Annotated in this window: 19 protein-coding genes and 1 pseudogene; 12 read left to right on the top strand and 8 right to left on the bottom strand. The window is 71.3% G+C overall.

Features of this window, described 5'->3' with window-relative positions:
- The 8 genes from DI269_RS19785 to DI269_RS19750 all read left to right on the top strand — a co-directional run.
- Positions 1-245 (top strand): hypothetical protein (locus DI269_RS19785; protein ID WP_157975104.1); only part of this gene is annotated, 245 nt, incomplete at its 5' end.
- On the top strand, positions 238-1560 hold the full coding sequence (locus DI269_RS19780) for a glycosyltransferase (RefSeq protein ID WP_112139019.1): 1323 nt from the start codon (positions 238-240) through the stop codon (positions 1558-1560). The genes DI269_RS19785 and DI269_RS19780, both read left to right, overlap by 8 nt.
- Before the next feature lie 5 nt (positions 1561-1565).
- Positions 1566-2201: a hypothetical protein gene (locus tag DI269_RS19775; protein WP_112139017.1), complete on the top strand. Its 636-nt coding sequence runs from the start codon at positions 1566-1568 to the stop codon at positions 2199-2201.
- A gap of 149 nt (positions 2202-2350) precedes the next feature.
- Positions 2351-3271: a proline dehydrogenase family protein gene (locus DI269_RS19770; RefSeq protein WP_112139015.1), complete on the top strand. Its 921-nt coding sequence runs from the start codon at positions 2351-2353 to the stop codon at positions 3269-3271.
- Positions 3272-3405: 134 nt separating this feature from the next.
- Positions 3406-5202: a hypothetical protein gene (locus DI269_RS19765; protein ID WP_157975103.1), complete on the top strand. Its 1797-nt coding sequence runs from the start codon at positions 3406-3408 to the stop codon at positions 5200-5202.
- Positions 5203-5405: 203 nt separating this feature from the next.
- Positions 5406-5609, top strand: a complete 204-nt coding sequence (locus DI269_RS19760; protein WP_091031906.1) for a helix-turn-helix domain-containing protein — start codon at positions 5406-5408, stop codon at positions 5607-5609.
- Positions 5610-5754: 145 nt separating this feature from the next.
- Entirely contained in the window at positions 5755-5856 is a 102-nt protein-coding gene (locus DI269_RS19755; protein ID WP_081687713.1) for a 30S ribosomal protein bS22, read from the top strand.
- A 44-nt stretch (positions 5857-5900) separates the two neighbouring features.
- The gene (locus DI269_RS19750) at positions 5901-6215 is read left to right on the top strand and encodes a DUF2516 family protein (RefSeq protein ID WP_112139011.1); all 315 of its coding nucleotides are present in this window, start codon (positions 5901-5903) and stop codon (positions 6213-6215) included.
- A gap of 83 nt (positions 6216-6298) precedes the next feature.
- On the opposite strand, the gene htpX is transcribed toward DI269_RS19750, so the two are convergent.
- From htpX to nuoK, 5 genes are all read right to left on the bottom strand, one after another.
- Positions 6299-7162, bottom strand: coding sequence for a zinc metalloprotease HtpX (htpX, locus tag DI269_RS19745; RefSeq protein WP_112139009.1), 864 nt, complete (start codon positions 7160-7162; stop codon positions 6299-6301).
- A gap of 74 nt (positions 7163-7236) precedes the next feature.
- Positions 7237-8733, bottom strand: coding sequence for a proton-conducting transporter transmembrane domain-containing protein (locus tag DI269_RS19740; protein ID WP_112139022.1), 1497 nt, complete (start codon positions 8731-8733; stop codon positions 7237-7239).
- A complete protein-coding gene (locus DI269_RS19735; RefSeq protein ID WP_112139007.1) occupies positions 8730-10442 on the bottom strand; it encodes a complex I subunit 4 family protein in 1713 nt (570 codons plus the stop codon). The genes DI269_RS19740 and DI269_RS19735 overlap by 4 nt, the downstream gene beginning before the upstream one ends.
- Complete coding sequence (locus tag DI269_RS19730; RefSeq protein WP_112139005.1) at positions 10442-12241, bottom strand: NADH-quinone oxidoreductase subunit 5 family protein; 1800 nt, start codon at positions 12239-12241, stop codon at positions 10442-10444. Before DI269_RS19730 ends, DI269_RS19735 begins: the two co-directional genes overlap by 1 nt.
- Entirely contained in the window at positions 12238-12552 is a 315-nt protein-coding gene (nuoK, locus tag DI269_RS19725; RefSeq protein WP_112139003.1) for an NADH-quinone oxidoreductase subunit NuoK, read from the bottom strand. Before nuoK ends, DI269_RS19730 begins: the two co-directional genes overlap by 4 nt.
- Before the next feature lie 304 nt (positions 12553-12856).
- Here nuoK and DI269_RS19720 point away from each other — a divergent pair, with 304 nt between their 5' ends.
- Positions 12857-14914, top strand: a complete 2058-nt coding sequence (locus tag DI269_RS19720; protein WP_112139001.1) for an acyltransferase family protein — start codon at positions 12857-12859, stop codon at positions 14912-14914.
- A gap of 75 nt (positions 14915-14989) precedes the next feature.
- Here the strand turns inward: DI269_RS19720 and DI269_RS19715 are convergent.
- A pseudogene (locus tag DI269_RS19715) lies at positions 14990-15508 on the bottom strand (TetR/AcrR family transcriptional regulator C-terminal domain-containing protein); the annotation flags it as partial.
- A 177-nt stretch (positions 15509-15685) separates the two neighbouring features.
- On the opposite strand from DI269_RS19715, the gene DI269_RS19710 reads away from it, so the two are divergent.
- On the top strand, positions 15686-16399 hold the full coding sequence (locus tag DI269_RS19710; RefSeq protein ID WP_112138999.1) for an NAD(P)-dependent oxidoreductase: 714 nt from the start codon (positions 15686-15688) through the stop codon (positions 16397-16399).
- A 7-nt stretch (positions 16400-16406) separates the two neighbouring features.
- Here DI269_RS19710 and mqnP read toward each other — a convergent pair whose 3' ends face one another.
- Positions 16407-17291, bottom strand: a complete 885-nt coding sequence (gene mqnP / locus DI269_RS19705; RefSeq protein WP_112138997.1) for a menaquinone biosynthesis prenyltransferase MqnP — start codon at positions 17289-17291, stop codon at positions 16407-16409.
- Positions 17284-18753 carry a menaquinone biosynthesis decarboxylase gene (locus tag DI269_RS19700; RefSeq protein ID WP_112138995.1) on the bottom strand — a complete coding sequence of 490 codons (1470 nt, stop codon included), beginning with the start codon at positions 18751-18753 and terminating at the stop codon, positions 17284-17286. The genes mqnP and DI269_RS19700 overlap by 8 nt, the downstream gene beginning before the upstream one ends.
- A gap of 345 nt (positions 18754-19098) precedes the next feature.
- On the opposite strand from DI269_RS19700, the gene DI269_RS19695 reads away from it, so the two are divergent.
- Positions 19099-20712 (top strand): MFS transporter, encoded by a 1614-nt coding sequence (locus tag DI269_RS19695; protein ID WP_232822827.1) that lies wholly within the window; start codon positions 19099-19101, stop codon positions 20710-20712.
- Positions 20713-20726: 14 nt separating this feature from the next.
- Complete coding sequence (locus DI269_RS19690) at positions 20727-21392, top strand: TetR/AcrR family transcriptional regulator (RefSeq protein ID WP_112138993.1); 666 nt, start codon at positions 20727-20729, stop codon at positions 21390-21392.
- Positions 21393-21437: the final 45 nt, after the last annotated feature.

The following is a 21437-nucleotide window of genomic DNA, read 5'->3' as shown; positions in this document are numbered from 1 at the left end:
GGCGACGGACCGTCCTCGGCCCGATCACGCGCCGCCGCTGGCCCGCCACGCAGGCCCTGCGCGAGGTGCGCCGCCGCGAGGCCGTCGAGGCGGCGCTCGCGGCGGGCGGCTTCGACTGGCTCGTCCTCCACGAGCCGCAGGCCGTCGAGCTGAGCACCGGGAGGCTGCCCGCGCTCCTGGACGCCCGGCCCGACCTCGTCACGACCTTCTCCTTCGAGACCCGAGCGGAGGCCGCCGGTGTCTGAGCGCCCGCGCCTGCTGTACCTGGCGTACTACTTCCCGCCCTCGCGCGCCAGCGGCGTCTTCCGCGCCCGCGCCACGGCGAACCACTTCGCCGAGCAGGGCTGGGACGTGACCGTGCTGCGCGCCCCCGACCGGTTCTTCTACGACTTCGTGCGCTCGGTCGACGAGGCCCTCGTCGAGTCGATCGACCCGCGCGTCGAAGTGCTCCAGCCGGAGATGGACTTCTTCGCGTGGGAGAACGACCTGCGCAACTACTCGTTCTGGCGCGGGAACTTCCCCGTCCTCGCCCAGAAGCGCTACCAGCGCAAGCTCGACCGGACCTTCCCCGAGCACTACGTGACGTGGGCCGAGAGCGCGGTCAGGACCGGGCGGCGCCTCCACCGCGAGCAGCCCTTCGACCTGGTGCTCGCCACCGGGAACCCGTTCGCGTCCTTCTGGGCCGCATGGGAGCTGGAGCGGCGCACGAAGGTCCCGTTCGTCATCGACTACCGCGACTCGTGGACCCTCGACCAGTTCGAGAACGCCGACAAGTTCCCGCCCGGGCACGCCGCCTGGGAGTGGGAGGCGAAGATCCACCGCACCGCCGCCGGCGCGGTCCACGTCAACGAGGCGCTGCGCGCCTGGCACGCCGCGAAGTACCCGTACGCCGCCGACCGGATGCAGGTCGTCCTCAACGGCTGGGACCCCGACATCATGGACGCCGAGTCCTTCGGGCCCGGCCCCGCCGAGGACCGGCCGCTGTCGTTCGCGTTCATCGGGACCCTCACGCACGTCCAGCCGATCGACTCGCTCCTGGAGGGCCACCGGCTCATGGCCGCCTCCGGCGCCCACCCCGGCTCGGGCCTCGACTTCTACGGCCACATCGGGTTCTTCTCCTCCACGGAGATGAAGCTGCGGGCCCAGCTCGGCCTCGACAAGGAGATCCCCGGCGTGACCTACCGCGGCCCGGTCCCCAAGTCCGAGATCGGCACCGCGTACGCCGCCAGCGACGTCCTCGTGTTCCTCAACGGCGGCTCCAAATACGTGACCACGGGCAAGGTCTTCGAGTACATGGCGACCGGCAAGCCGATCGTCTCCGTGCACGAGAAGGGCTGCGCCGCAGAGGAACTGCTGCGGGACTACCCGCTGTGGTTCGAGCCCGAGAGCCTCGACCCGCAGCACGTGGCCGCCGCGATGGCCGACGCCGGGGACGCGGCCCGCAAGGCCGACCCCGACACCGCGGCCAAGGCGCGCGCGTACGCCCGGTCCTTCACGCGGGAGGCGGCCCTCGCGCCGTTCGAGCGGTGGGCCCGCGACCTCGTCACTAAGGGAAGGTGACCCAAGTGGAAGCGACACTCGCACCCCAGGCCGACCGCGTCGTCGTGGTGGCCTTCAGGAAGGCCGCCATCGGGCGGGTCAACGGCTACCTCGACTACCTGCTCTCCCGGGGCGTCCCGGTCACGGTCCTCGTCGGCGACGGCCAGGGCTGGAAGCAGGCCGAGCGGTTCGACCCGCGCGCCGAGGTCCTGTCCCTCGCCCGCCGCGAGAACCGCCGGCCCCTCGTGTGGACCTACACGCTCCTGGTCGAACGCGGCCCCGGCGGGCTGTTCCGGCGCATTTCCAGGCTCCCCGGCAAGGCCGGCGGCGCCGGACGGAAACTCGCCCGCGCCCACGCCAAGGCCGTGCGCCTCATCCGCAAGTGGTTCTTCTGGCGCGGCTACAAGAACGTGCGCGGCTACAGCCTCCGCCGGATCGCCCTGCGCCGCCTGGAGCCGCTGCGCCTGGACGACGCCCGCCGCGTCGTCATCGCCGACACCGCCGCCGTCCCCTTCGGCTGGAGCCTCGCCCGGCGCCGGCCCGGCCTCGAAGTGACCCGCGCGATGGACGTCAGCGCCTACGAGCCCCTCCCGGTCACCGACCCCGCCCCTGAGCAGGGCTTCCATCCGGGCGAGCACGAGCGGCCCTACACCCAGCTGTGACATGGGACCACGGTGAACCGAGGCCGCGACCGATGAAGACCTTGGAAGAGGAGCGTTCCATCGCGTCGAAGCCTCGGTTTCCAATGTTGCGGCACACGTGTTATGCCACCGTGACCTGATCGCCCGTGACAGGAGGCTACGCTGCACTCATGCTGCGTTCCGTCATCCTCGCCGCTGCCAGGTCGTCCAAGATCGAGCGCCTCGTCGGCACCGCGCCCGTGTCCCGGTCGCTCGTGCGCCGCTACGTCGCCGGCGAGACCACGGCCGAAGCGGTCGCCACCACCCGCGCGCTCGCCGACGACGGCCTGCTCGCCACCCTCGACTACCTCGGTGAGGACACCGTCGTCGTCGAGCAGGCCGACGCCACCCGCGACGAGTACCTGAACCTCCTGGCCGCCCTCAAGGGCGAAGGCCTCTCCAAGGCCGCCGAGGTCAGCGTCAAGCTCTCCGCCCTCGGCCAGCGCATCGACCCCGAGCTCGCCTACGACCGGGCCCGCGAGATCTGCACCGCCGCCGCCGACGCCGGGACCACCGTCACCGTCGACATGGAGGACCACACGGTCACCGACTCCACCCTGGAGATCGTGCAGCGCCTCCGCGCCGAGTTCGAGCTCACCGGCGCCGTCCTCCAGGCCTACCTGCGCCGCACCGAGGACGACTGCAAGTCCCACGCCGTCCCCAGCTCGCGCATCCGCCTCTGCAAGGGCGCCTACAAGGAGCCCGAGTCGGTCGCCTACCAGAAGAGCCTCGACGTCGACCGCTCCTACGTGCGGTGCATCAACGCGCTCATGGCCGGCGACGGCTACCCGATGCTCGCCACGCACGACCCGCGCCTCATCGAGATCGGCATCGACCGCGCCCGCTGGTACGACCGGGACAAGGACTCCTTCGAGTTCCAGATGCTGTACGGCATCCGCACCTCCGAGCAGCTGCGCCTCGCCGCCGAGGGCTACCGGATGCGCGTCTACGTCCCCTACGGCGACCAGTGGTACGGCTACCTCATGCGCCGCATGGCCGAGCGCCCCGCGAACCTCGCGGTGTTCCTCCGCTCACTGTGGACCAAGTCTTAGAAGATTCACACCCGGCCGGAGGCGGAGATCACCGTCTTCGGCCGGTTCCACGTGCCCCGGAATCAGTGGACGCCCAGCGCACAGTGCCTGTTCGCGGCTCGCGGGATTAGCGAGCGGCGACTACAGTTGCGAACGTGACTCAAGCCCCCGGAGACTTCCCCCCGGCATCCCCCGAGCAGCCCGCCGCAGAGCCCGCGGGGGCCAACCCGCCCGGGCTCGCGCCGCTCGTGCCAGGACAGCGCAGCGGGTCCGACGCGCCCCGCGCCACCACCCCCGGGCCCGTCCTGCCGCAGGCCGAGGGGGCCGACACGGTCCTCCCGCAGCCCACGCCGATGCCGCCGATGATCGAGCCCACGCGGCCGCCGTCGGCGCTCCCGGTCGAGATGGCGCCGCCGGGCATGATGCACCCCGGCGCCCCCCAGGGCGCCCCGGGCATGGTCCCGCCGGGAGCCGTCCCGCCCGGCTACGGGCACCCCGGCCAGATGCCCCCCGGCCAGATGCCCCCCGGGCAGATGCCGCCCGGCGTCCCGCCCGGCCCGGTCCCCGTCAGCGCCATGCCGCCCTGGCCCGGCGGGCCCGCCGGCTACTACCTGCCGCGGCCCGAACCCAAGCGGAACCACTTCGTCACGCTCCTCGTCGTCGTCGTCCTCGTCGCCTCCTCGGTCTTCGCCGGCGCGCTCGTCAACGGCTGGCGCCCCGGCTTCATGGGCGGCGACACCGGCACCATCGAAGGCCTCGCGGTCGAGCCCGGCGAAGGAACCGTCCCCAGCCCCGGCCCCGACGCCTCCGCCTCCGAGGTCCTCGCCTACCTCAAGGAGCAGGCGCAGCTCGTCCTCGACGCCCAGTCCGAGTCGCTCGTCAACGGCTCCCTCGAAGGCTGGCTCGCCGCCTACGACCCGACCCTGCACACCCAGATGACCGGCCGCTACGAGTCGCTCCACCAGATGCAGGTCTCCCGCTGGGACTACCAGATCGCCTCCGGCCCCATCGAGGACGCCTCCGGCGCGGTCCCGCTCTACGACGTCTCCATCGCGCTCTCCTACTGCTTCGTCGAGCCCGCCGACACGTGCAAGGCCGCCGACATCGTCTTCGACACGCGCTGGCGCGCCGACGACGACGGCATGCGGATGATCGAGGTCTCCAACTCCGAGTTCGGCGAGGGCCCGCACCCGTGGGAGGTCACCGACCTGGTCGCCGCCGTCGGCGAGCGCACCGTCACCGCCGTCCCGGTCTCCATGGAGGCCCGCCTGGACGAGGCGCTGGCGATCTCCGAGGCCGCGGCCGAGAACGCCGACAAGTGGGCGTACTGGGAGAAGCCCGACCGGTACGTCATCTACATCGCCAGCGACGAGGAGTTCGACACCTGGTTCGGCGGCATGTGGGACTCCGAGGACGTCCTCGGCTTCGCCCTGCCGCTCAACGGGACGATCAACGGGGAGCGGCAGCCGTCCACGTACGCCACGGTCATGGGCGTCGACCGCACCGGTTGGGGCGACGGGCTGGTGTCGGTCATCCGCCACGAGCTCGGGCACGCCGTGACCCTGTGGGCCGCGCCGTCCGAGCGGTACGCCGACGACACGTGGTGGATGGTCGAGGGCGTCGCCGAGTACATCGACCACGGGGACCGGGCCCTTGAGGACTACGACCGGATGTGGGACGTCCGCGACTACGTCGCCATCGGCGGCTGCGAGTCGGACATCCTGCCGCCCACCGAGGACGACGACACGCTCGCGGGCTCGGGCAAGTACGGCTGCGGGTTCCTGGGCGTGCACTACATGATCGAGACCTACGGGGTCGACGCGTTCGCCGAGTTCTTCGGCATGACCGCGCGCGAGGGCACCCCGGCGGTCGACGCCGCGCAGGCGGTCTACGGCAAGGACTATGCCGCGCTGATGGAGGAAATTACGGCATTCATTGCCCAGACGGTGTGAGATCGGGTGTTGCCGGGTGGCGCGGACTGCCGTAACATGAGCAACATCCCAATCGAAAGACATCAACGTCACGCTTCGTGACGACCGACTTGTTTCGGTTCATAGGGCATTCGCGTCCGCCGCACCTCTAAGACATCACACAACCCCACGTCCTTGCACAGGCAATAGTGCTCGCAACAGCCCTCGACAGAACGGTGAGACACATGAGCGAACCCGGGGACCTCCTCGACGAGGTCAAGTTCTTGACGGTGACGGAAGTGGCCGAGTTGATGCGCGTCTCGAAGATGACGGTGTACCGCCTCGTCCACAACGGTGAGATCGCGGCGGTGCGGGTGGGGCGCTCCTTCCGCGTCCCCGAGAGCGCCGTGAAGACGTACCTCTCCGAGGCCCTCCAGACGGACGAGTGATCCCGGGCCGTCGGCCCTGGCCCCGCCACGCGCGAGCTGTGACGGGGCCTTCGCTCGAACTCGCCCGGCGAGGGGGCCGCCGGGGGGACGGGCTAGGCTTGTCGGGCTCTAACTATCGTCTAGTCAACACCTGTGAGGAAGCTCTATGGGCTCGGTCATCAAGAAGCGGCGCAAGCGCATGGCGAAGAAGAAGCACCGCAAGCTGCTCCGCAAGACCCGCGTTCAGCGTCGTAAGCTCGGCAAGTAGCCGAGCCGACCGGCTTCCGAGCACCTGCGGGTAGGCTGGGCCACATGCCAGAGTTCGATGCCGTGCTTGCCTTCGAGATTCGAGGCGTGATCTCGCAGATCATCGGATACGGAGCCGCGCTCCTGTCCCTGATCGCCGTCATCCACTGCGCAGTGCAGAAACCGGAGGCGTTCAACGCCGTCGGCACCCTCTCGAAGGGCACCTGGCTCGGGCTCCTCGTGGTGAGCCTCGTCTTGGCGCTCCTCTTCGGCGGCTACGCCCGGCTCAACCTGTTCGCCCTCGTCGCCATCGCGGCTGCGCTGGTGTACCTCCTGGACGTCCGCACGGGCATCAAAGACATCGGCGGCAGCATCTACTAGCGCCGCGAACGCCGGAGCGACATCTGACTTGCGGAAAGCCGCGCCAGCACGGCTGGCGCGGCTTTCGGTGTGCCCTCTTTGCTTTAGCTGACGACGCCGCGGGCCATCTCGCGCAGCCGCCTGACGCGCTGCTCGGTCGGCGGGTGGGTCGAGAACAGGCCGGCGAGGCCGCCGCCGCGCAGCGGCGACTCGATCATCAGGTGCGACTGCTCGGCGATCCGGCTGTCGGCGCGGGCCGGCATCCGGTCGACGCCCGCGGAGATCTTCTCCAGGGCGCTCGCGAGCGCCAGCGGGTCGCCGGTGAGGCGGGCGCCGTCGGCGTCGGCCTCGTACTCGCGCGAGCGCGAGACGGCCATCTGGATCATCGCGGCCGCGACGGGGCCGAGGATCATCGTCAGCAGCAGCACCAGCGGGTTCGGCCGGTCCTCGTCGTCGGAGGCGAAGAACGGCAGGAACATCGCGAGGTTCGCGAGCATCGTGATGATGCTGGCGAGCGCGCCGGCGACCGAGGAGATGAGGATGTCGCGGTTGTAGACGTGCGACAGCTCGTGCCCGATCACGGCCCGCAGCTCGGCGAGGCTGAGCAGGTGCAGGATGCCCTCGGTGACGGCGACGGCCGCGTTCTCGGGGTTGCGGCCGGTCGCGAACGCGTTGGGCTGCATGGTCGGCGAGACGTAGAGCCGCGGCATCGGCTGCCCGGCGCGCTGCGAGAGCTCGCGGACCATGCCGTACAGCTGCGGCGCCTGCGCCTCGGTGACGGGCTGGGCCCGCATCGAGCGCAGGGCGATCTTGTCCGAGTTGAAGTAGGCGTAGGCGTTCATGGCGACCGCTACACCTGCGGCGATGACGACGCCGGTGGAGCCGCCGAAGGCGTAGCCGATGGCGATCACGATCGCCGACATCGCGCCGAGCAGCACCGCCGTCTTGAGGCCGTTGTGGTGCTTCATGGTGGTTGGGTTTCCCTCCTTGTGGGAAAAGCAACGTCCTGGTTACGGCCAGTATTTCTGCGGAAGCTGAAGGTTTACCGAGAAAGCGCGGTGAAGTCCAACACGACCTGCGGCGCGACCGAGACCGCGACCAGGGCCAGGCCTGCCAGGGCGACGGCGAGGGCGAACCGGCGCGGGGCCGGGTCGGCGCGGCCGACGAGGAGGACCCGCGCGAGCGGCAGGTAGTACGCGAGCCCCACGACGGCCCCGGCCGCGACCACGACGGCCAGCCACACGGCCGAGGAGGCGAGCACTTCGAGGACCGCGACCTTCGCGAAGGTCCCGGCGAGCGCGGGCGGAAGCCCGGCGAGGCCGATGACCGAGAAGAGCAGCACGGCGGCGGGCAGGGGAGCGGACTTCCACAGCCCGGTGAGTTCGGCGATCCGGCCGCCGGGGCCGACATTCCCGGCGCCGCCCTTCAAAACGGACTCCAGGGGACCCCCCGATTTCAAGTCTGCCCGCGGGGTACGACGCTCGTCGGAGCCGAACATGCCTCCCGCATCGGGGCGGACGGCCGTGACGGCGGCGAAGGCGCTGGCCTCCAGGAGGACGAAGAAGACGGCGTAGGCGAGGGCGGCCGAGGCGGCGGGGCCGGCCTGGTCTCGGCCCGTTGCGGTCATGATGACGGCGAGCGGGGCGAGGGCGTACCCGGCGTGGGCGATGCCGGACCAGGCGAGGAGGGCGACCGTGCGGCGCTGCACGAGCGCGCCGAGGTTCCCGATGACGATCGAGGCGACGCTGAGGACCGCGATCACGACCCCGGCGCTCGCGGTCCCGGACAGCCCGAAGTACACGACCCAGGTGATCGCGACGGCGCCGCCGAGCTTCGAGGCGCTGGCGAGGTAGGTGGCGACCGGGAGCGGGGCGCGCTCCAAGACCAGTGGCGCCCAGGCGTGGAGCGGCGCGGCCGCGAGCTTGAACGCCAGGCCGGCCAGGAGCAGCGCGGCCCCGGCGGCGGTGAGGCCCGCGTGGGCGCCGTCCAGGCCCGCCCGGAGTCCTTCGAGGTGCACGGTTCCGCTCGCGGTGTAGAGGAGCGCAGCGCCCATGAGGGCGGTCGCGGAGGAGGTCACGGAGGCGATGAGGAAGGTCGTCCCGGCTTCGGCGCCGTCGCGGCCGGGGCGCGTGACGAGGACGTACAGCGGCAGCGTGAGGGTCTCGACGGCGACGATGAGCGTGATGAGGTCCCGCGACCCGGCGAGCGCGATCCCGCCCGCGGCCGAGGCGGCGAGGAGGAACCAGTACTCGCCGGCCTGGCGTCCGCTCAGCGCGGCGACGAGGACCGCGAGGGCGGCGAAGAGGGCGGCGGTGCCCATGGCGGCGTCGTCGGCGACGTAGGAGTGCCAGTCGCCGACGGCGAACGTGGCCCGGTCGGGCCCGAGGCCGACCCACACGGCGGCGGCCGCGGCCGCGCCGAGGCCGATCATGCCGGCGGCCTTGGCGAAGCGGCCCGCGAACAACGCGAGGACCGCGGCGGCGGCCGCGAGGTAGAGCGGCAGCATCGCCGCGTGGTCGATCGCTTGGACCCGCATCAGAGCAGCCCCTCCGAGAACAGGGTCAGGAGCGGGCCCGGGACGAGCCCGAGGAGCAGCGTCCCGGCCACGAGCGGGGCCCAGACGGCGGCTTCGGCGGCCGAGACGTCGCCGATGCCGATCGCGGCGGGCGCCACCGGGCCGTGGCTGACGCGCCTGAGCATGCGCAGCAGGTACGCGGCGGCGAGGAACGCGCCGAACGCCGCGGCCGCGGCGAGGGCGAGCCAGGCGCCGCCGCGTTCGGCCGCCGCGTACACGGTGAACGCCTCGCCCCAGAACCCGGCGAGGCCGGGCAGGCCGAGGGAGGCGAGGGCGGCGAACCCGAGGAGCCCCGCGAGCGCGGGCGCGGCGAGGCGGAGCCCGCCGAGGGCGCCGAGGCTGCCGGTGTGGGTGCGGGCCTTGAGGGCGCCGGCGAGGAAGAACAGGAGGGGCGTGACGAGGCCGTGGGCGAGGTTCCCGAACAGGGCGGCGCGGATGCCCGCTTCGGTGCCGGCGGCGAACGCGAGGACCACGAATCCCATGTGGCCCACCGAGGAGTAGGCGATGAGCCGTTTGATCTCGGGCAGGCGCAGGCACACGAGCCCGGCGACGAGGATGCCCGCCGCGGCGAGGACTGCGAGCACGGGCGCGGCTTCGGCGGCGCCGTCGGGGGCGAGGCCTCCGGCGACGCGGATGAGGCCGTACGTGCCGAGTTTGAGGAGCACTCCGGCGAGGAGGACCGAGCCGACGGTGGGGGCGGCGGTGTGCGCGTCGGGCAGCCACGAGTGGAGCGGCCACAGCGGGGCCTTGACGGCGAATCCGAGGGCGAGGAGCGCGAAGACGAGGAGCGAGACGTCGTCGCTCACGCCGCCGTGGACGATGATCGCGCCGAGGTCGGCGGTGCCGGTGTCCGCGATCGCGACGAACAGGCCGGTGGCCATGAGGAGCGACCCGGCGACGGTGAAGAGCGCGAACTTGGCGGCGGCCCGCCGCCGCGCGGCGGGGTCGCCGTAGCGGTGGATGATCGCCCACATCGGCAGGAGCACCGCTTCGAACGCGATGAAGAACAGCACCAGGTTGTCGGCGAGGAACACGAGCGTGGAGGCGGCCTGCACGGCGAGGAGCAGCGCGGTGAGGATCGGCGACTGCCACTCAGGGGACTCGGAGTCGTCGCCGAGCGCTCCGGCGGGCACCCCATGGACCGGCGCCGCCGCTGGGAAAGGGCCCCCGGTTTCAACGGTAGCCGGGGGTTCCTGAACGGGAGCTGAAGCGCGGCGGCCGCCGAGCAGCCCGAGGACCCGGTTCGGGGCCTGGGGAGGGCCCCCGGTTTCGAAGCTACCCGCCCGGACCTGAAGGGGAGCTGAAGCGGCCCGGTCGGCGCCGAGGAGGTCGGAGGCGCGCTGCTCCGCGCCGACCGCGTTGTGGATGCAGCACAGGACCCCCAGCAGCGCGGTGAGGAGCGCGAGGGTCCAGGAGACGCCGTCGACCGCGAGCGAGAACTCCAGGTGGAGCGAAGGGGCCCATTCGATCGCGAACTGGTGCCACCAGCCGCCCGTGAGCTCCCCGCCCGCGGCGAACCACGCCCCGCTCCCACGCCCGACCGGCAGCACCGCCACCGCCGCAAACGCGAGCGCCGCCGCCCCCGCCCCGATCCAGTGCGCATACGGCTTCCGCCGCAACCCCCACACCGCGAGCGCCCCGGCAGCGGGAAGACCCGCCGCCAACAACAGCATCAGTTCCACATGCTCACCCCGATCGCGACCACTGCGACGACCAGCGTTCCGGCGGCGCTCAGACGCAGATACCGCACCAGGCCGCCCCGGTGGCCGGCCGCCGTCTCCTCGGCCGCCGCCAGTGTGGCGCGCGCCGAGCCCTCGACCGCCGTGCCGTCGACGAGCCGCACATCCAGTGCCGTCGCCGCCGCGCTCGCCGCTGCCGCGACACCCCGAGTCGCCTTGGCCGCCAGCCGCTCCGCGTACAGCCCCTCCGCCAACGGCCCCCGGGCCCGCCCCAGGACCCTAGCCGGGTCCCGGTCGGTGACCTGCTCGTCCGTGCGCCGACCGGGCCGGTCGCGCCACCACGAGTCCGCGATCACCGCGAACCCGCCGAGGGTCGCCAGCAGCAGCAAAGCCATCAGGTCCGGGTGCAGCGAGGGCACCTCGAACGGTCCCGAGTAGTAGAGCGCCCCGACCGCCACGGTCGCGATCGTCAACGCCCACAAGCTGAACGACTCCGCACGCGGCACCGCCGGCCGCCTCGCGGGGCCCGCGCCGCGCCAGAACACCAGGAGCCACAACCGCGCCGCGTACGCCGCCGTCAGGATGCTCGCCCCGACCCCGGCCCAGAACACGACCACCCCCGCCGGCGTCCCCGCCTCGTAGGCCGCGCTGAGCACCGCCTCCTTGGAGTAGAACCCGCCCAAAGGCGGCAGGCCCGCCATCGCGGCGAGCCCGATCGTCATGGCCCAGAACGCGAGCCGCGAATCACCCGGCCGCAACCGGGTGCTCGCCAGCGACCCGTCCGTGCCCGCCAGCGCGATCACCACGCCCGCGGTCAAGAACAGCAGCCCCTTGAACGCCGCGTGCGCGACCAGGTGGAACAGCGCCGCGTCCCCGGCCGCGACCGCGACCGCCGCGAACATGAAGCCGACCTGGCTGACCGTCGACCACGCGAGCACGCCCTTGACGTCGCGCGCCGCGAGCGCGCACAGCCCCGCGCCGACCATCGTCACCGCCGCCACCACCGCGACCACCAGCAGCAGGTCCGGAGGCCAGACCGGCAGGAGCCGCGTGAGCACGTACGCGCCCGCGGCGACCATCGTGGCCGCGTGGATGAGCGCGCTCACCGGGGTCGGGCCGGCCATCGCCGGGGGGAGCCAGATCTGGAGCGGGAACTGCGCCGATTTCCCGATGCAGCCGAACAGGATCAGCAGCATCGCCGCCCCGGCCGCGGGCGCCTCGCCGAGTTCGCCGATGCGGAACGTGCCCGCCGAGACGCCGAGCAGCATGACGCCGAGGACGAACGCGACGTCGCCGAAGCGGGTCACCAGGAACGCCTTCGCGGCTGCGCCCGGCGCCTGCGGGAGCTTCGCGTAGTGAGCGATGAGGAGGTACGAGCACGCGCCCATGACCTCCCAGCCGATGAGGAGGAACACGAGGTCGTCGGCGGCGACCACGAGGAGCATCGCCGCGCAGAACAGGTTCACCTGGGCCGCGAACGGCGCGTAGCGCGGGTCGCCGCGCAGATAGGCGGACGAGTACAGCTGCACCAGGAACGACACGACCGCGGTCGCGAGCGCGACGGCGCACGCCCCGGGGGAGAGGTCGAGCGCGGCCCACACGCGGACCGTCCCGAAGTCCGCGAGGATGACCGCGGTCCGCGGGTTCGCGAACGACACGGCGGCCGCGCACGCCAAAGCAACCGCCGGTCCCGCGAACGCCAGCGCGACCGCGAGCGCGCGGCGGCGGACCAGGAGCCCGGCGAGGCCGGCGGCGGCCGGGGCCGCGATGAGGAGCCATGCGAGGGCGGTCACCGGGGCGCCTCCGCTTCGTCCTCTTCGGGCAGCGCGTCGGTGTCGATGGAGGCGCGCTCGCGCCACAGGTTGAGGATGAGCGCGAGGCCGACGCCCACTTCGGCGGCGGCGATGACCACGATGAACAGCGCGAAGCTCTGCCCGGTGTGCGAGCCGTGGACGAGGTCGGTGGTGACGAGGACGAGGTGGACGCCGCCGAGCATGAGCTCGGCGGCGGCGAGCTGGAGGACCGCGTTGCGCCGCGTGAGGACCCCGTAGAGGCCGATGGCGAAGAGCCCCACGGCGATCAGGTACCCGATCAGCGGATGCACTGGATCCTCCCCGGAGGGGCGGGATCGGTCGATCGGGGCCACATGGCCCCATCTTGGACCACGCGGCCTGCGAAAGTCCAGACCCGGGCCCGTGTCGATCCGGCATAAACGGAGCTCCGGGACGCGGGGAGCGCCCGGGGAGCCCCACCGGCCACTCGGCCCGCGCCCCGTCCGCCTGGTCCGCGCCCGTTCACCGCGGATTCACCGGACGGACACCCGGAGGGCCTCTTCGATTCGGCGCAGGGTTGCGGGGCGTCTCTACGCTGCCGAGATACCCCAGGAGACCCTCCTCATTGATGTGAGTATGTCCACAATCACCGAGCCGTCCCCCGTCCGCACCGCCGCCGTCCCGGCCCGCCGCGACACCGGGTTCCGACCCGAGGTCGAGGGCCTGCGCGCGGTCGCGGTGCTCCTCGTCGCCGTCTACCACATCTGGTTCAACCGCGTCTCCGGCGGCGTCGACGTCTTCCTGTTCCTCACGGGCTTCTTCATCACCGCGTCCCTGACGCGCTCGGTCGAGCGCTCCGGGGGCGTCCGCGCCACGCACTTCCTCACCCGCCTGGCCCGCCGGCTCCTGCCGACCGCCGCGGTCGTCGCGGCCGGGACGCTCGCCGCCGCGTACCTGTGGCTCCCGAACTCGCGCCGGCCCGCGGTCTTCGACGAGACCGTCGCCTCGCTGCTGTACTACGAGAACTGGGCGCTGGCGGCCAAGGCCGTCGACTACCTCGCCCGCGACGGCGCCCCGAGCCCGCTCCAGCACTTCTGGTCCCTGTCGATCCAGGGCCAGTTCTACCTGCTGTGGCTCGTCCTCGTCGCGTTCGCGGCGCTCCTGGCCCGCACACGGGGCGTCCGCCTGCGCGAAGCGGTGTTCCTGCTCTGCGCCATGGTGTTCGCCGTGTCGCTGACGTACTCGCTCGTCACCACCGACACCCGCCAGGCCTGGGCGTACTTCGACACCGGGGCGAGACTGTGGGAGCTCGCGTTCGGCGGCATGTTCGCGCTCGCCCTCCCGTACCTGCGCCTGCCGACCGCACTCCGGGTGCCGCTCGGCTGGTTCGGGCTCGCCGCGCTCCTGTCGTGCGGCGCGCTCCTGGACGTCTCGACCCTGTTCCCCGGCGCGATCGCCCTGTGGCCGGTCGGCGCGGCGGCCTGCATGATCCTCGCCGGGACCACCGGCCTGCCGTACGCCGTCGACCGGCTGCTGACCTGGAAGCCCGTGATGCGCCTCGGCGCGTGGTCCTACGCCCTGTACCTGTGGCACTGGCCGATCCTCGTCGTCTACCTGCACCGCACCGGAAGAGAGACCGCGACCCTCGCGGGCGGCGCCGCCGTCCTCGGCCTCGCGCTCGTCCTGGCCGCCCTCACCACCTGGCTCGTCGAAGGCCGCGTCGCCGCGTTCGCCAAGCGCTTCCCGGGCCGCCGCTGGTCCCTCGCGACCGCGTCGGCGTTCGCCGTCCCGCTCCTCGCGCTGACCCTCGCCGCCCAGCACGTCTACTTGCAGCGCAACGAGTCCGCGGACGCGGAGCTCGCCGCGCTGGCCGCCGACCGGGAGACGTACCCGGGCGCGGCCGTCCTCACCGACCCCGAGCTGGCCGCCTCGCTGCCGGAGGCGCCGTTCATCCCGCCGCTCGACAACGTCCTGGACATGCCGCTCATCTACGACGACGGCTGCGATGCGGGCCTGGACGGGTCCGAGGCCACGCCGTGCTCGTACGGGGACCCGGACGCCGAGCACGTGATCGCGCTCGTCGGCGGCTCGCGCATCGGCCACTGGTTCCCGGCCTTCCACGAGGCCGCCGAGAACGCGGGCTGGCGCCTGGTGTCGCTCACGAAATCGGGCTGCCAGTTCTCGACCGAGGAGCCCCGCAACGACGACGCCGACCAGGCCGCCTCCTGCGTCGAATGGAACGGCCAGGTCGTCGACATCCTCGACGAGCTGCGCCCCGACCTGGTCGTCACCCTGGCCACGCGCGCGTTCCCCGAGGGCGAGAGCGCCTACCCGGGCTTCGCCGACCGCTGGCGCACCCTCGACGAGCAGGGCGTCCAGGTCCTGGCCCTGCGCGACCTGCCGCGCCTCGACGAGCCGCTGCCCGAATGCCTTGAGCAGCATGAGATCGCGGAGTGCACGTCGTCGGTGGCGACCTCCCGGACGCTCGGCGACCCTGCGGCCGCCTACCCCGACGTGCCGTCCAATGTGGTCTTCGGGGATCTGGTCGAGTACGTGTGCCCGGATGGCACCTGCCCGGCCGTCATCGGGAACATCCTGACGTTCCGGGACCACTCGCATATGACGGCGACGTTCTCGGCGACGCTCGCGCCGTACGTCGAGGACCTGGTCCGCAGGGCCACCGGCTGGCAGTAACCACTCCTCGCGGCGGCGCTCCATGCCGTCGATGATGAGGTCGAGGCCGATCCAGAACTCGTCGCCGTAGGCGTACCCGGGCTTCATCACGTGCTCCACGGCCAGCTCCGTCAGGTGCGGGTACACGTCGGCGGGGACCTGCGCCATGACGACCTCGGCGACCTCCTCGACGTCGTGCTCGTCCTCGAACGGCAGCGCGTGCTCCTGCACCGCGAACCCGTAGATGTAGCTGTCGAGCAGCGAGAACGCATGGGCCGCACCGGCGGTCGTGAAGCCGTTCGCGCGCAGGCACCCGATGACGGCGTCGTGGTGGCGCAGCGTCGCCGGGCCCGGGTTCAGGCGCGAGTCCATGAGCGCGATCGCCCACGGGTGGCGCCGCAGCGCGTCGCGCATCGAGCCCGAGCGCCGCCGCACCGCCTCCCGCCAGTCCGCGCCGTCCTCGGGCAGCTCGACCTCGGAGAAGACGAGGTCGACCATGCCGTCGAGGAGCTCGTCCTTGTTGCGGAAGTGGTGGTACAGCGCCATTGCCCGCACGCCCAGGCCCTCGGCGAGCTTGCGCGTGCTCGGCACCGCCCCGCCCGCCGCATCGGCCATCTCGACCGCCGCGCGCAGCACCTTCTCCCTGCTCAGCGAGCCTCGGGCGGACGGCGTCGCGGGTTCGTCGCTCACTTGCAACTCCTGTTCGTTCGGCCGGCGGCGACTGTACTTTACACCGTACAGTTTTCCTGTACAGTGTAAAGGAGTAAGCACCCTTCGAACGAGGAGCACGTCATGGAACCGATCCCCCAGCACACCGGCAAGAAGATCTGCATCGTCGGCGCCTCCGGCAAACTCGGACGCTACATGGTGCAGCACGCCCTCGACCGCGGCTACGAGGTCGTCGGCGTCTGCCGCGAGAAGAGCGTCCACAAGCTCGACGACTACGCCGGGCGCATCACGATCCACGCCGGCTTCACCAACGACCGCGACGTCATCGAACGCGCCGTCGAGGGCTGCGACGCCGTCCTCGCCGTCCTCGCCCCCTGGGGCGTCAACGACTACGCCTCGGGCACCGCCAAGGCGGTCATGGACTTCGCGAAGCCCGGCGCCCGCCTGGTCTTCTCCTGCGGCTGGCACATCACCCGCGACGGGAAGGACAGGTACTCGCGCAACATCAGGGCCGCCGTCGCCTTCGCGCGGTTCCTGCGCTTCACGCGCCTAATCGACATGAACGACCAGTACCGCGCCGCCGACCTGGTCTTCAAGAGCGAGACCCGCTGGACCCTGGTGCGCGGCAGCGACCTCGAAGAGGGCCCCAGCCAGGGCCTGCCGGTGTGGAGCCGCCACGTCGGCGACCCCATCCTGGAGAGCAACACGACCCGCCGGACCGACTTCGCGCTCTTCATGGTCGAGGCCGTGACGGACGACTCGCTCATCCGGGAGGCGCCCGCGATCAACGGCCGCACGACGCCGTCGGCCCTCGCCCACGCGAGCGAGGCGGCCTAGGGGAGGACTAGCGCAGGAGGAGGTCCACGAGGGCGAACGCGAACAGCGCCACCGCGACGAACCCGTTCGCGGTGAAGAAGGCCCGGTTGACCTTCGACAGGTCGCCGGGCCGCACGATCGAGTGCTCGTAGACCAGGGCGACCGCGACCAGGCCGAGGCCGATCCAGTACAGGAGGCCGAAACCGGTGAGCAGGCCGAACCACGCGAACAGCGCGAGCGTGACGACGTGCGTTACCGAGGAGGCGTGCAGGGCGGCCTTGACGCCCCAGCGCGCCGGCGTGGAGTGCACGCCGATCTTCCGGTCGATCTCGACGTCCTGGCACGCGTAGATCAGGTCGAACCCGCCGATCCACAGGCCGACGGCCGCACCGAGGACGACCGCCGGGCCCGAGCCCGCGAACGTCCCGGTCACGGCCACCCACGCCCCGACCGGCGCGACCATCTGGGCCAGGCCCAGGACCGCGTGCGGGTAGTCCGTGAAGCGCTTCGCGTACGGGTAGACGATCAGCGGCGCCACTGCCAGGGGGCTCAGGTACAGGCACAGCGGGTTGAGCAGCGCCGCCGAGGCCAGCAGGAGCACCAGGCTCACCGCGCAGCCCCAGTACGCCGTCCGCAGCGAGACCTTCCCGGTCACCAGCTCGCGCTTGGCGGTGCGCGGGTTCTGCGCGTCGATCTTGCGGTCGATGATCCGGTTGGCCGCCATGGCGAGTGTGCGAGCGGAGACCATCGCGACGGTGACCAGGACCAGGTCCCACCACGAGAACGCGTCCTCCAGATGCATGACGGTCAGCGTCGACAGGTACGCGAAGGGCAGCGCGAACACCGAGTGCTCGAAGGCGACCAGCTTCAAGAAGTCCTTGACGTGGTTCGGGCGGGGCAGCGTCTCAGTCAAGTCCGTACTCTTTCCAGCGTCGGTCCACTGTGGCCTTCACGGAGGCGCTCATGCGCATGGCCTCGGGCCACCCGCGCGTGTAGCCCTCCTGGGGCCACTTCGCGGTCGCGTCGATCCCGGCCTTGCCGCCCCAGAACTGGTGGTACGAGGCGTGGTCGAGGTGGTCCACCGGGCCCTCGGTGAGCAGCAGGTCCCGCGAGTAGTCCACGTTCCCCAGCGCCCGCCACGCCACCTCGCGGTAGTCGTGCACGTCGCAGTCGGCGTCGACGACCACGATGAGCTTCGTCAGGCTCATCATCTGGAGCCCCCAGATCGCGCTCATCACCTTCTGCGCCTGCTTGGGGAACTTCTTGTCGATCGAGACGATCACGCAGTTGTGGAAGACGCCCTCCGCCGGCATGTCGTAGTCGACGATCTCGGGGATCATGATCTTCACCAGCGGCAGGAAGATCCGCTCGGTCGCCTTGCCCAGGCCGTGGTCCTCCTGAGGGGGCGAGGAGGTGATGATCGTGTGGTAGATCGGGTTCTGCCGCATGGTCATCGCCTCGACGTGCATCACCGGGAACGGCTCCACCGGCGTGTAGAACCCGGTGTGGTCGCCGAACGGTCCCTCGTCGACCCGCTCGCCGGGCTCGGCCCAGCCCTCCAGGACGATCTGCGAGTTCGCCGGGACCTGGAGCGGGACGGTCAGGCAGTCGACCATCTCGACGCGCTCGCCCCGCAGGAAGCCCGCGAACAGGTACTCGTCGATGTCCGGCGGCAGCGGCGCGGTCGCCGCGTACGCCATCACCGGGTCCGGGCCGATCGCGATCGCGACCGGCAGCCGCTCGCCGCGCTTCTCGGCCTCGGCGTAGTGGCTCGTCGAGTTCTTGTGGATCTGCCAGTGCAGGCCGATCGACCGCTCGTCGTGCTGCTGGAGCCGGTAGAGGCCGACGTTGCGCTTGCCGGTCTCGGGGTGCTTGGTGTGGGTCAGCCCGAAGTTGTGGAAGACCCCGCCGTCGCCGGGCCACACCTGGAGGCCCGGGAGCAGGTTCAGGTCCACGTCGTCGCCGGTGAAGACGACCTCCTGGCACGGGGCCTTCTTGATGCGCTTGGGCGGCACCGACTTGAGCTGCATGAGCTTGCCGAGGCCGTCGCGGATGCCCGCCCAGCCCACCGGCAGCTCGGGCTTGGCGAGTTCGCCGATGCGCTGCCCGATCTCGTCGAGGTCGGCCACGCCGAGGGCCTTCGCCATGCGGCTCGTCGTCCCGAACAGGTTGATCGCGACCGGGATGTCGCTTCCGGCCGGGTTCTCGAACAGGAGCGCGGGCCCGCCCTCGCGGATCACCCGCTGGGTGATCTCGGAGATCTCCAGGTGGGGGTCCACCTCGGCGGAGATCCGCTTGAGGTCGCCGTCGGCTTCGAGGGCGGCCAGGAACGACTGGAGGTCGTCGTACGGGAACTTGGGTGCCACGAGGCCCATTCAACCACCCGGGGCCGGGCCCGCCCGGCGCGCCCGCAGCGGAGTGAACACGGTCCTTCGCACGGAGTTCACGGGACTGTCGTACCCCGGCGGTACGATTCCCTGTGATCTACTTAACGATACGGTACCGTATCGTTTCGGAATGGCGTAACGTCGTCTCCAACACCACGCCGCCCTGCGGAGCCGAGGCTCCCCGAGACAGCGGCGACCGCGCCCGGGCCGTCACAAAACCCGCCCGCGGAACGTCTATACGACGAATCACCGATCAACACCGCCCCCGCGGTATCGGCGCCGCGGCGACATCTCCGCACTGCACGTCCAGTGCGAGCACAGAATGGAAACCCTGTGAGCGAAACCCGTTCCGACCCGGTCCTGGAGACCGGATCCGACGACGAAGGCCACCCGCGCCGGTGGGCCATCCTCAGCGTGCTGGTCCTCAGCCTCATCGTCGTCGTCCTCGACAACACCGTCCTCAACGTCGCGATGAAGACCCTCGCGGAGCCCGACCCGGTCGGCGTCGGCGCCAGCCAGAGCGACCTCGCCTGGATGATCAACTCCTACACGCTCGTCTTCGCGGGCCTGCTCTTCGCCTCCGGCATCATCGGCGACCGCATCGGACGCAAGCGCATGCTCCTGGCGGGCCTCCTCGTCTTCGGCGTCGCCTCGCTGCTGTCGGCCTACTCGACCACGCCCGACCAGCTCATCTGGTACCGCGCCCTCATGGGCGCCGGCGCGGCCATCATGATGCCCTCGACGCTGTCGCTCCTGCGCAACGTCTTCTCCGCCAAGGAGTTCCCGAAGGCCCTCGGCATCTGGACCGGCGCGGTCGGCATCGGCGGCGCCGTCGGCCCGATCGTCGGCGGGGCCCTCCTCGACCACTTCTGGTGGGGCTCGGTCTTCCTCATCAACGTGCCGATCGTCGTCTTCGGCCTCATCGCCATCACGATCCTCGCGCCCGAGTCCAAGGGCAGCCAGGCCCGGCCCGACATCGTCGGCATGGTCCTGTCGATGCTCGGCCTCGTCAGCCTCACCTACGGCATCATCGAGGCCGGCGACGCCGGCTCCTGGACCGGCATCGAGGTCTGGGGCACCATCGCCCTCGGCGTCATCGTCCTGGTCGCCTTCGTCCTGTGGGAGCGGCGCATCCCGCACGCCTCGCTCGACATGAAGCTGTTCAAGAGCACCCGCTTCTCGGCCTCCTCGGCCATCATCACCCTGACGTTCTTCGGGATGATGGGCCTGATGTTCTTCATGACCTTCTACCTCCAGATCCTGAAGGGCTACTCGCCGCTGGAGACCGGTCTGCTGTTCCTGCCGTTCGGCGCCTCGATGCTCGTCTTCGCGCCGCTGTCGAACACCCTCGTCAACCGCTTCGGCGCCAAGGCCGTCGGCATCGTCGCGATGCTCCTGGTCATCGCCAACTTCGCGGTCACCGCGTTCGTGTACGAGGCCGACACCTCGGTCTGGGTCATCATCGCCCTGTTCTTCATCACCGGCGCCGGCATGGCCAACCTCATGCCGCCCGCCATGAACACGCTGATGTCCTCGGTCCCCAGGGAGAAGGCCGGCGTCGGCTCGGCGCTCGCCAACACCCTACGCCAGGTCGGCGGCGCCCTCGGCGTCGCCGTGCTCGGCACGATCATGGCCCAGTCCTACCAGGGCCACATCGCCGACACCGCCCCCGACCTGCCCGCGGCCGCGCAGGAGTCCTACTCCGCGACCTACGGCGTGCTCGAATCCGGCCTCCAGAGCGGACAGTTCACGCCCGAGGCCGCCGCGCAGATCACCCAGGCGGCGAACGACTCGTTCATCAACGCCCTCCACACGACCGCGCTCGTCGCGATCGCGGTCGGCGTCCTCGGCCTCGTCATCATCGCGCTGTTCTTCCCCGGACGGCAGCGCCGCGAGGAGACCGAGGCCCAGGCCGAGGCGGCCGAGCCCGCCCTGGCCGAGGTCTGAGGGACAATCGAGTCATGAGACCCGAGCTCCGCGACGCGACAGCCCACCACCGCGCCCCCGCGGCGTCGGCTCCTGCGGCGGCGGCCCCCGTCAAGGGCCGCCCCCGCAGCGAGGCGGTGAGCCAGTCCATCCTGGAGGCCGTGCTGGACCTCATCGCGGAGCACGGGACCGTCACCGACGTCAGCGTCGAGGGCGTCGCGGAGCTGTCGGGCGTCTCCAAGGCCACGATCTACCGGCGCTGGTCCTCCAAGGAGGAGCTCATCGCCGCGGCCTTCGAGAGCATCAAGGCCCCCGTGCCGGAGGGGATCCCGCACACCTCGCTGCACGACGACCTCGTGTTCCTCGGCAACAACATGCGCCGCGTCTACGGCCCCCGCGACATGAAGGTCATCCGGTGCATGATGACCGTGTTCCACGAGGACCCCGAGTACAAGCGCCACCACGACCGGCTCGTGGAGCGGAGGCGCAGGCACGTGCGCGACACGTTCGAGTACTGGCTCGAACGCGGCGAGGTCGCCCCCGACCTCGACCTCGACCTGGCGGTCGCGATGTTCACCAGCCCGCTCCTGACGATCTTCGTCTACGGGCAGTACCCGCACCTCCAGGCCGACGACACCGTCGAGCGCTTCGTCGACAACCTCCTGCGGGGGCTCGGCGGCCCGCTCTGCGAGTCCCGCTAGCACCCGGACGCACCGCGGCCCCGGCCGGTCTCATGACCGGCCGGG

This window comes from Glycomyces dulcitolivorans, assembly GCF_003265355.1.
Classification (GTDB): Bacteria; Actinomycetota; Actinomycetes; order Mycobacteriales; family Micromonosporaceae; genus Glycomyces; species Glycomyces dulcitolivorans.
Note: the sequence above shows the minus strand (reverse complement) of the source record. Positions and strands in the feature narration are given on the sequence as shown.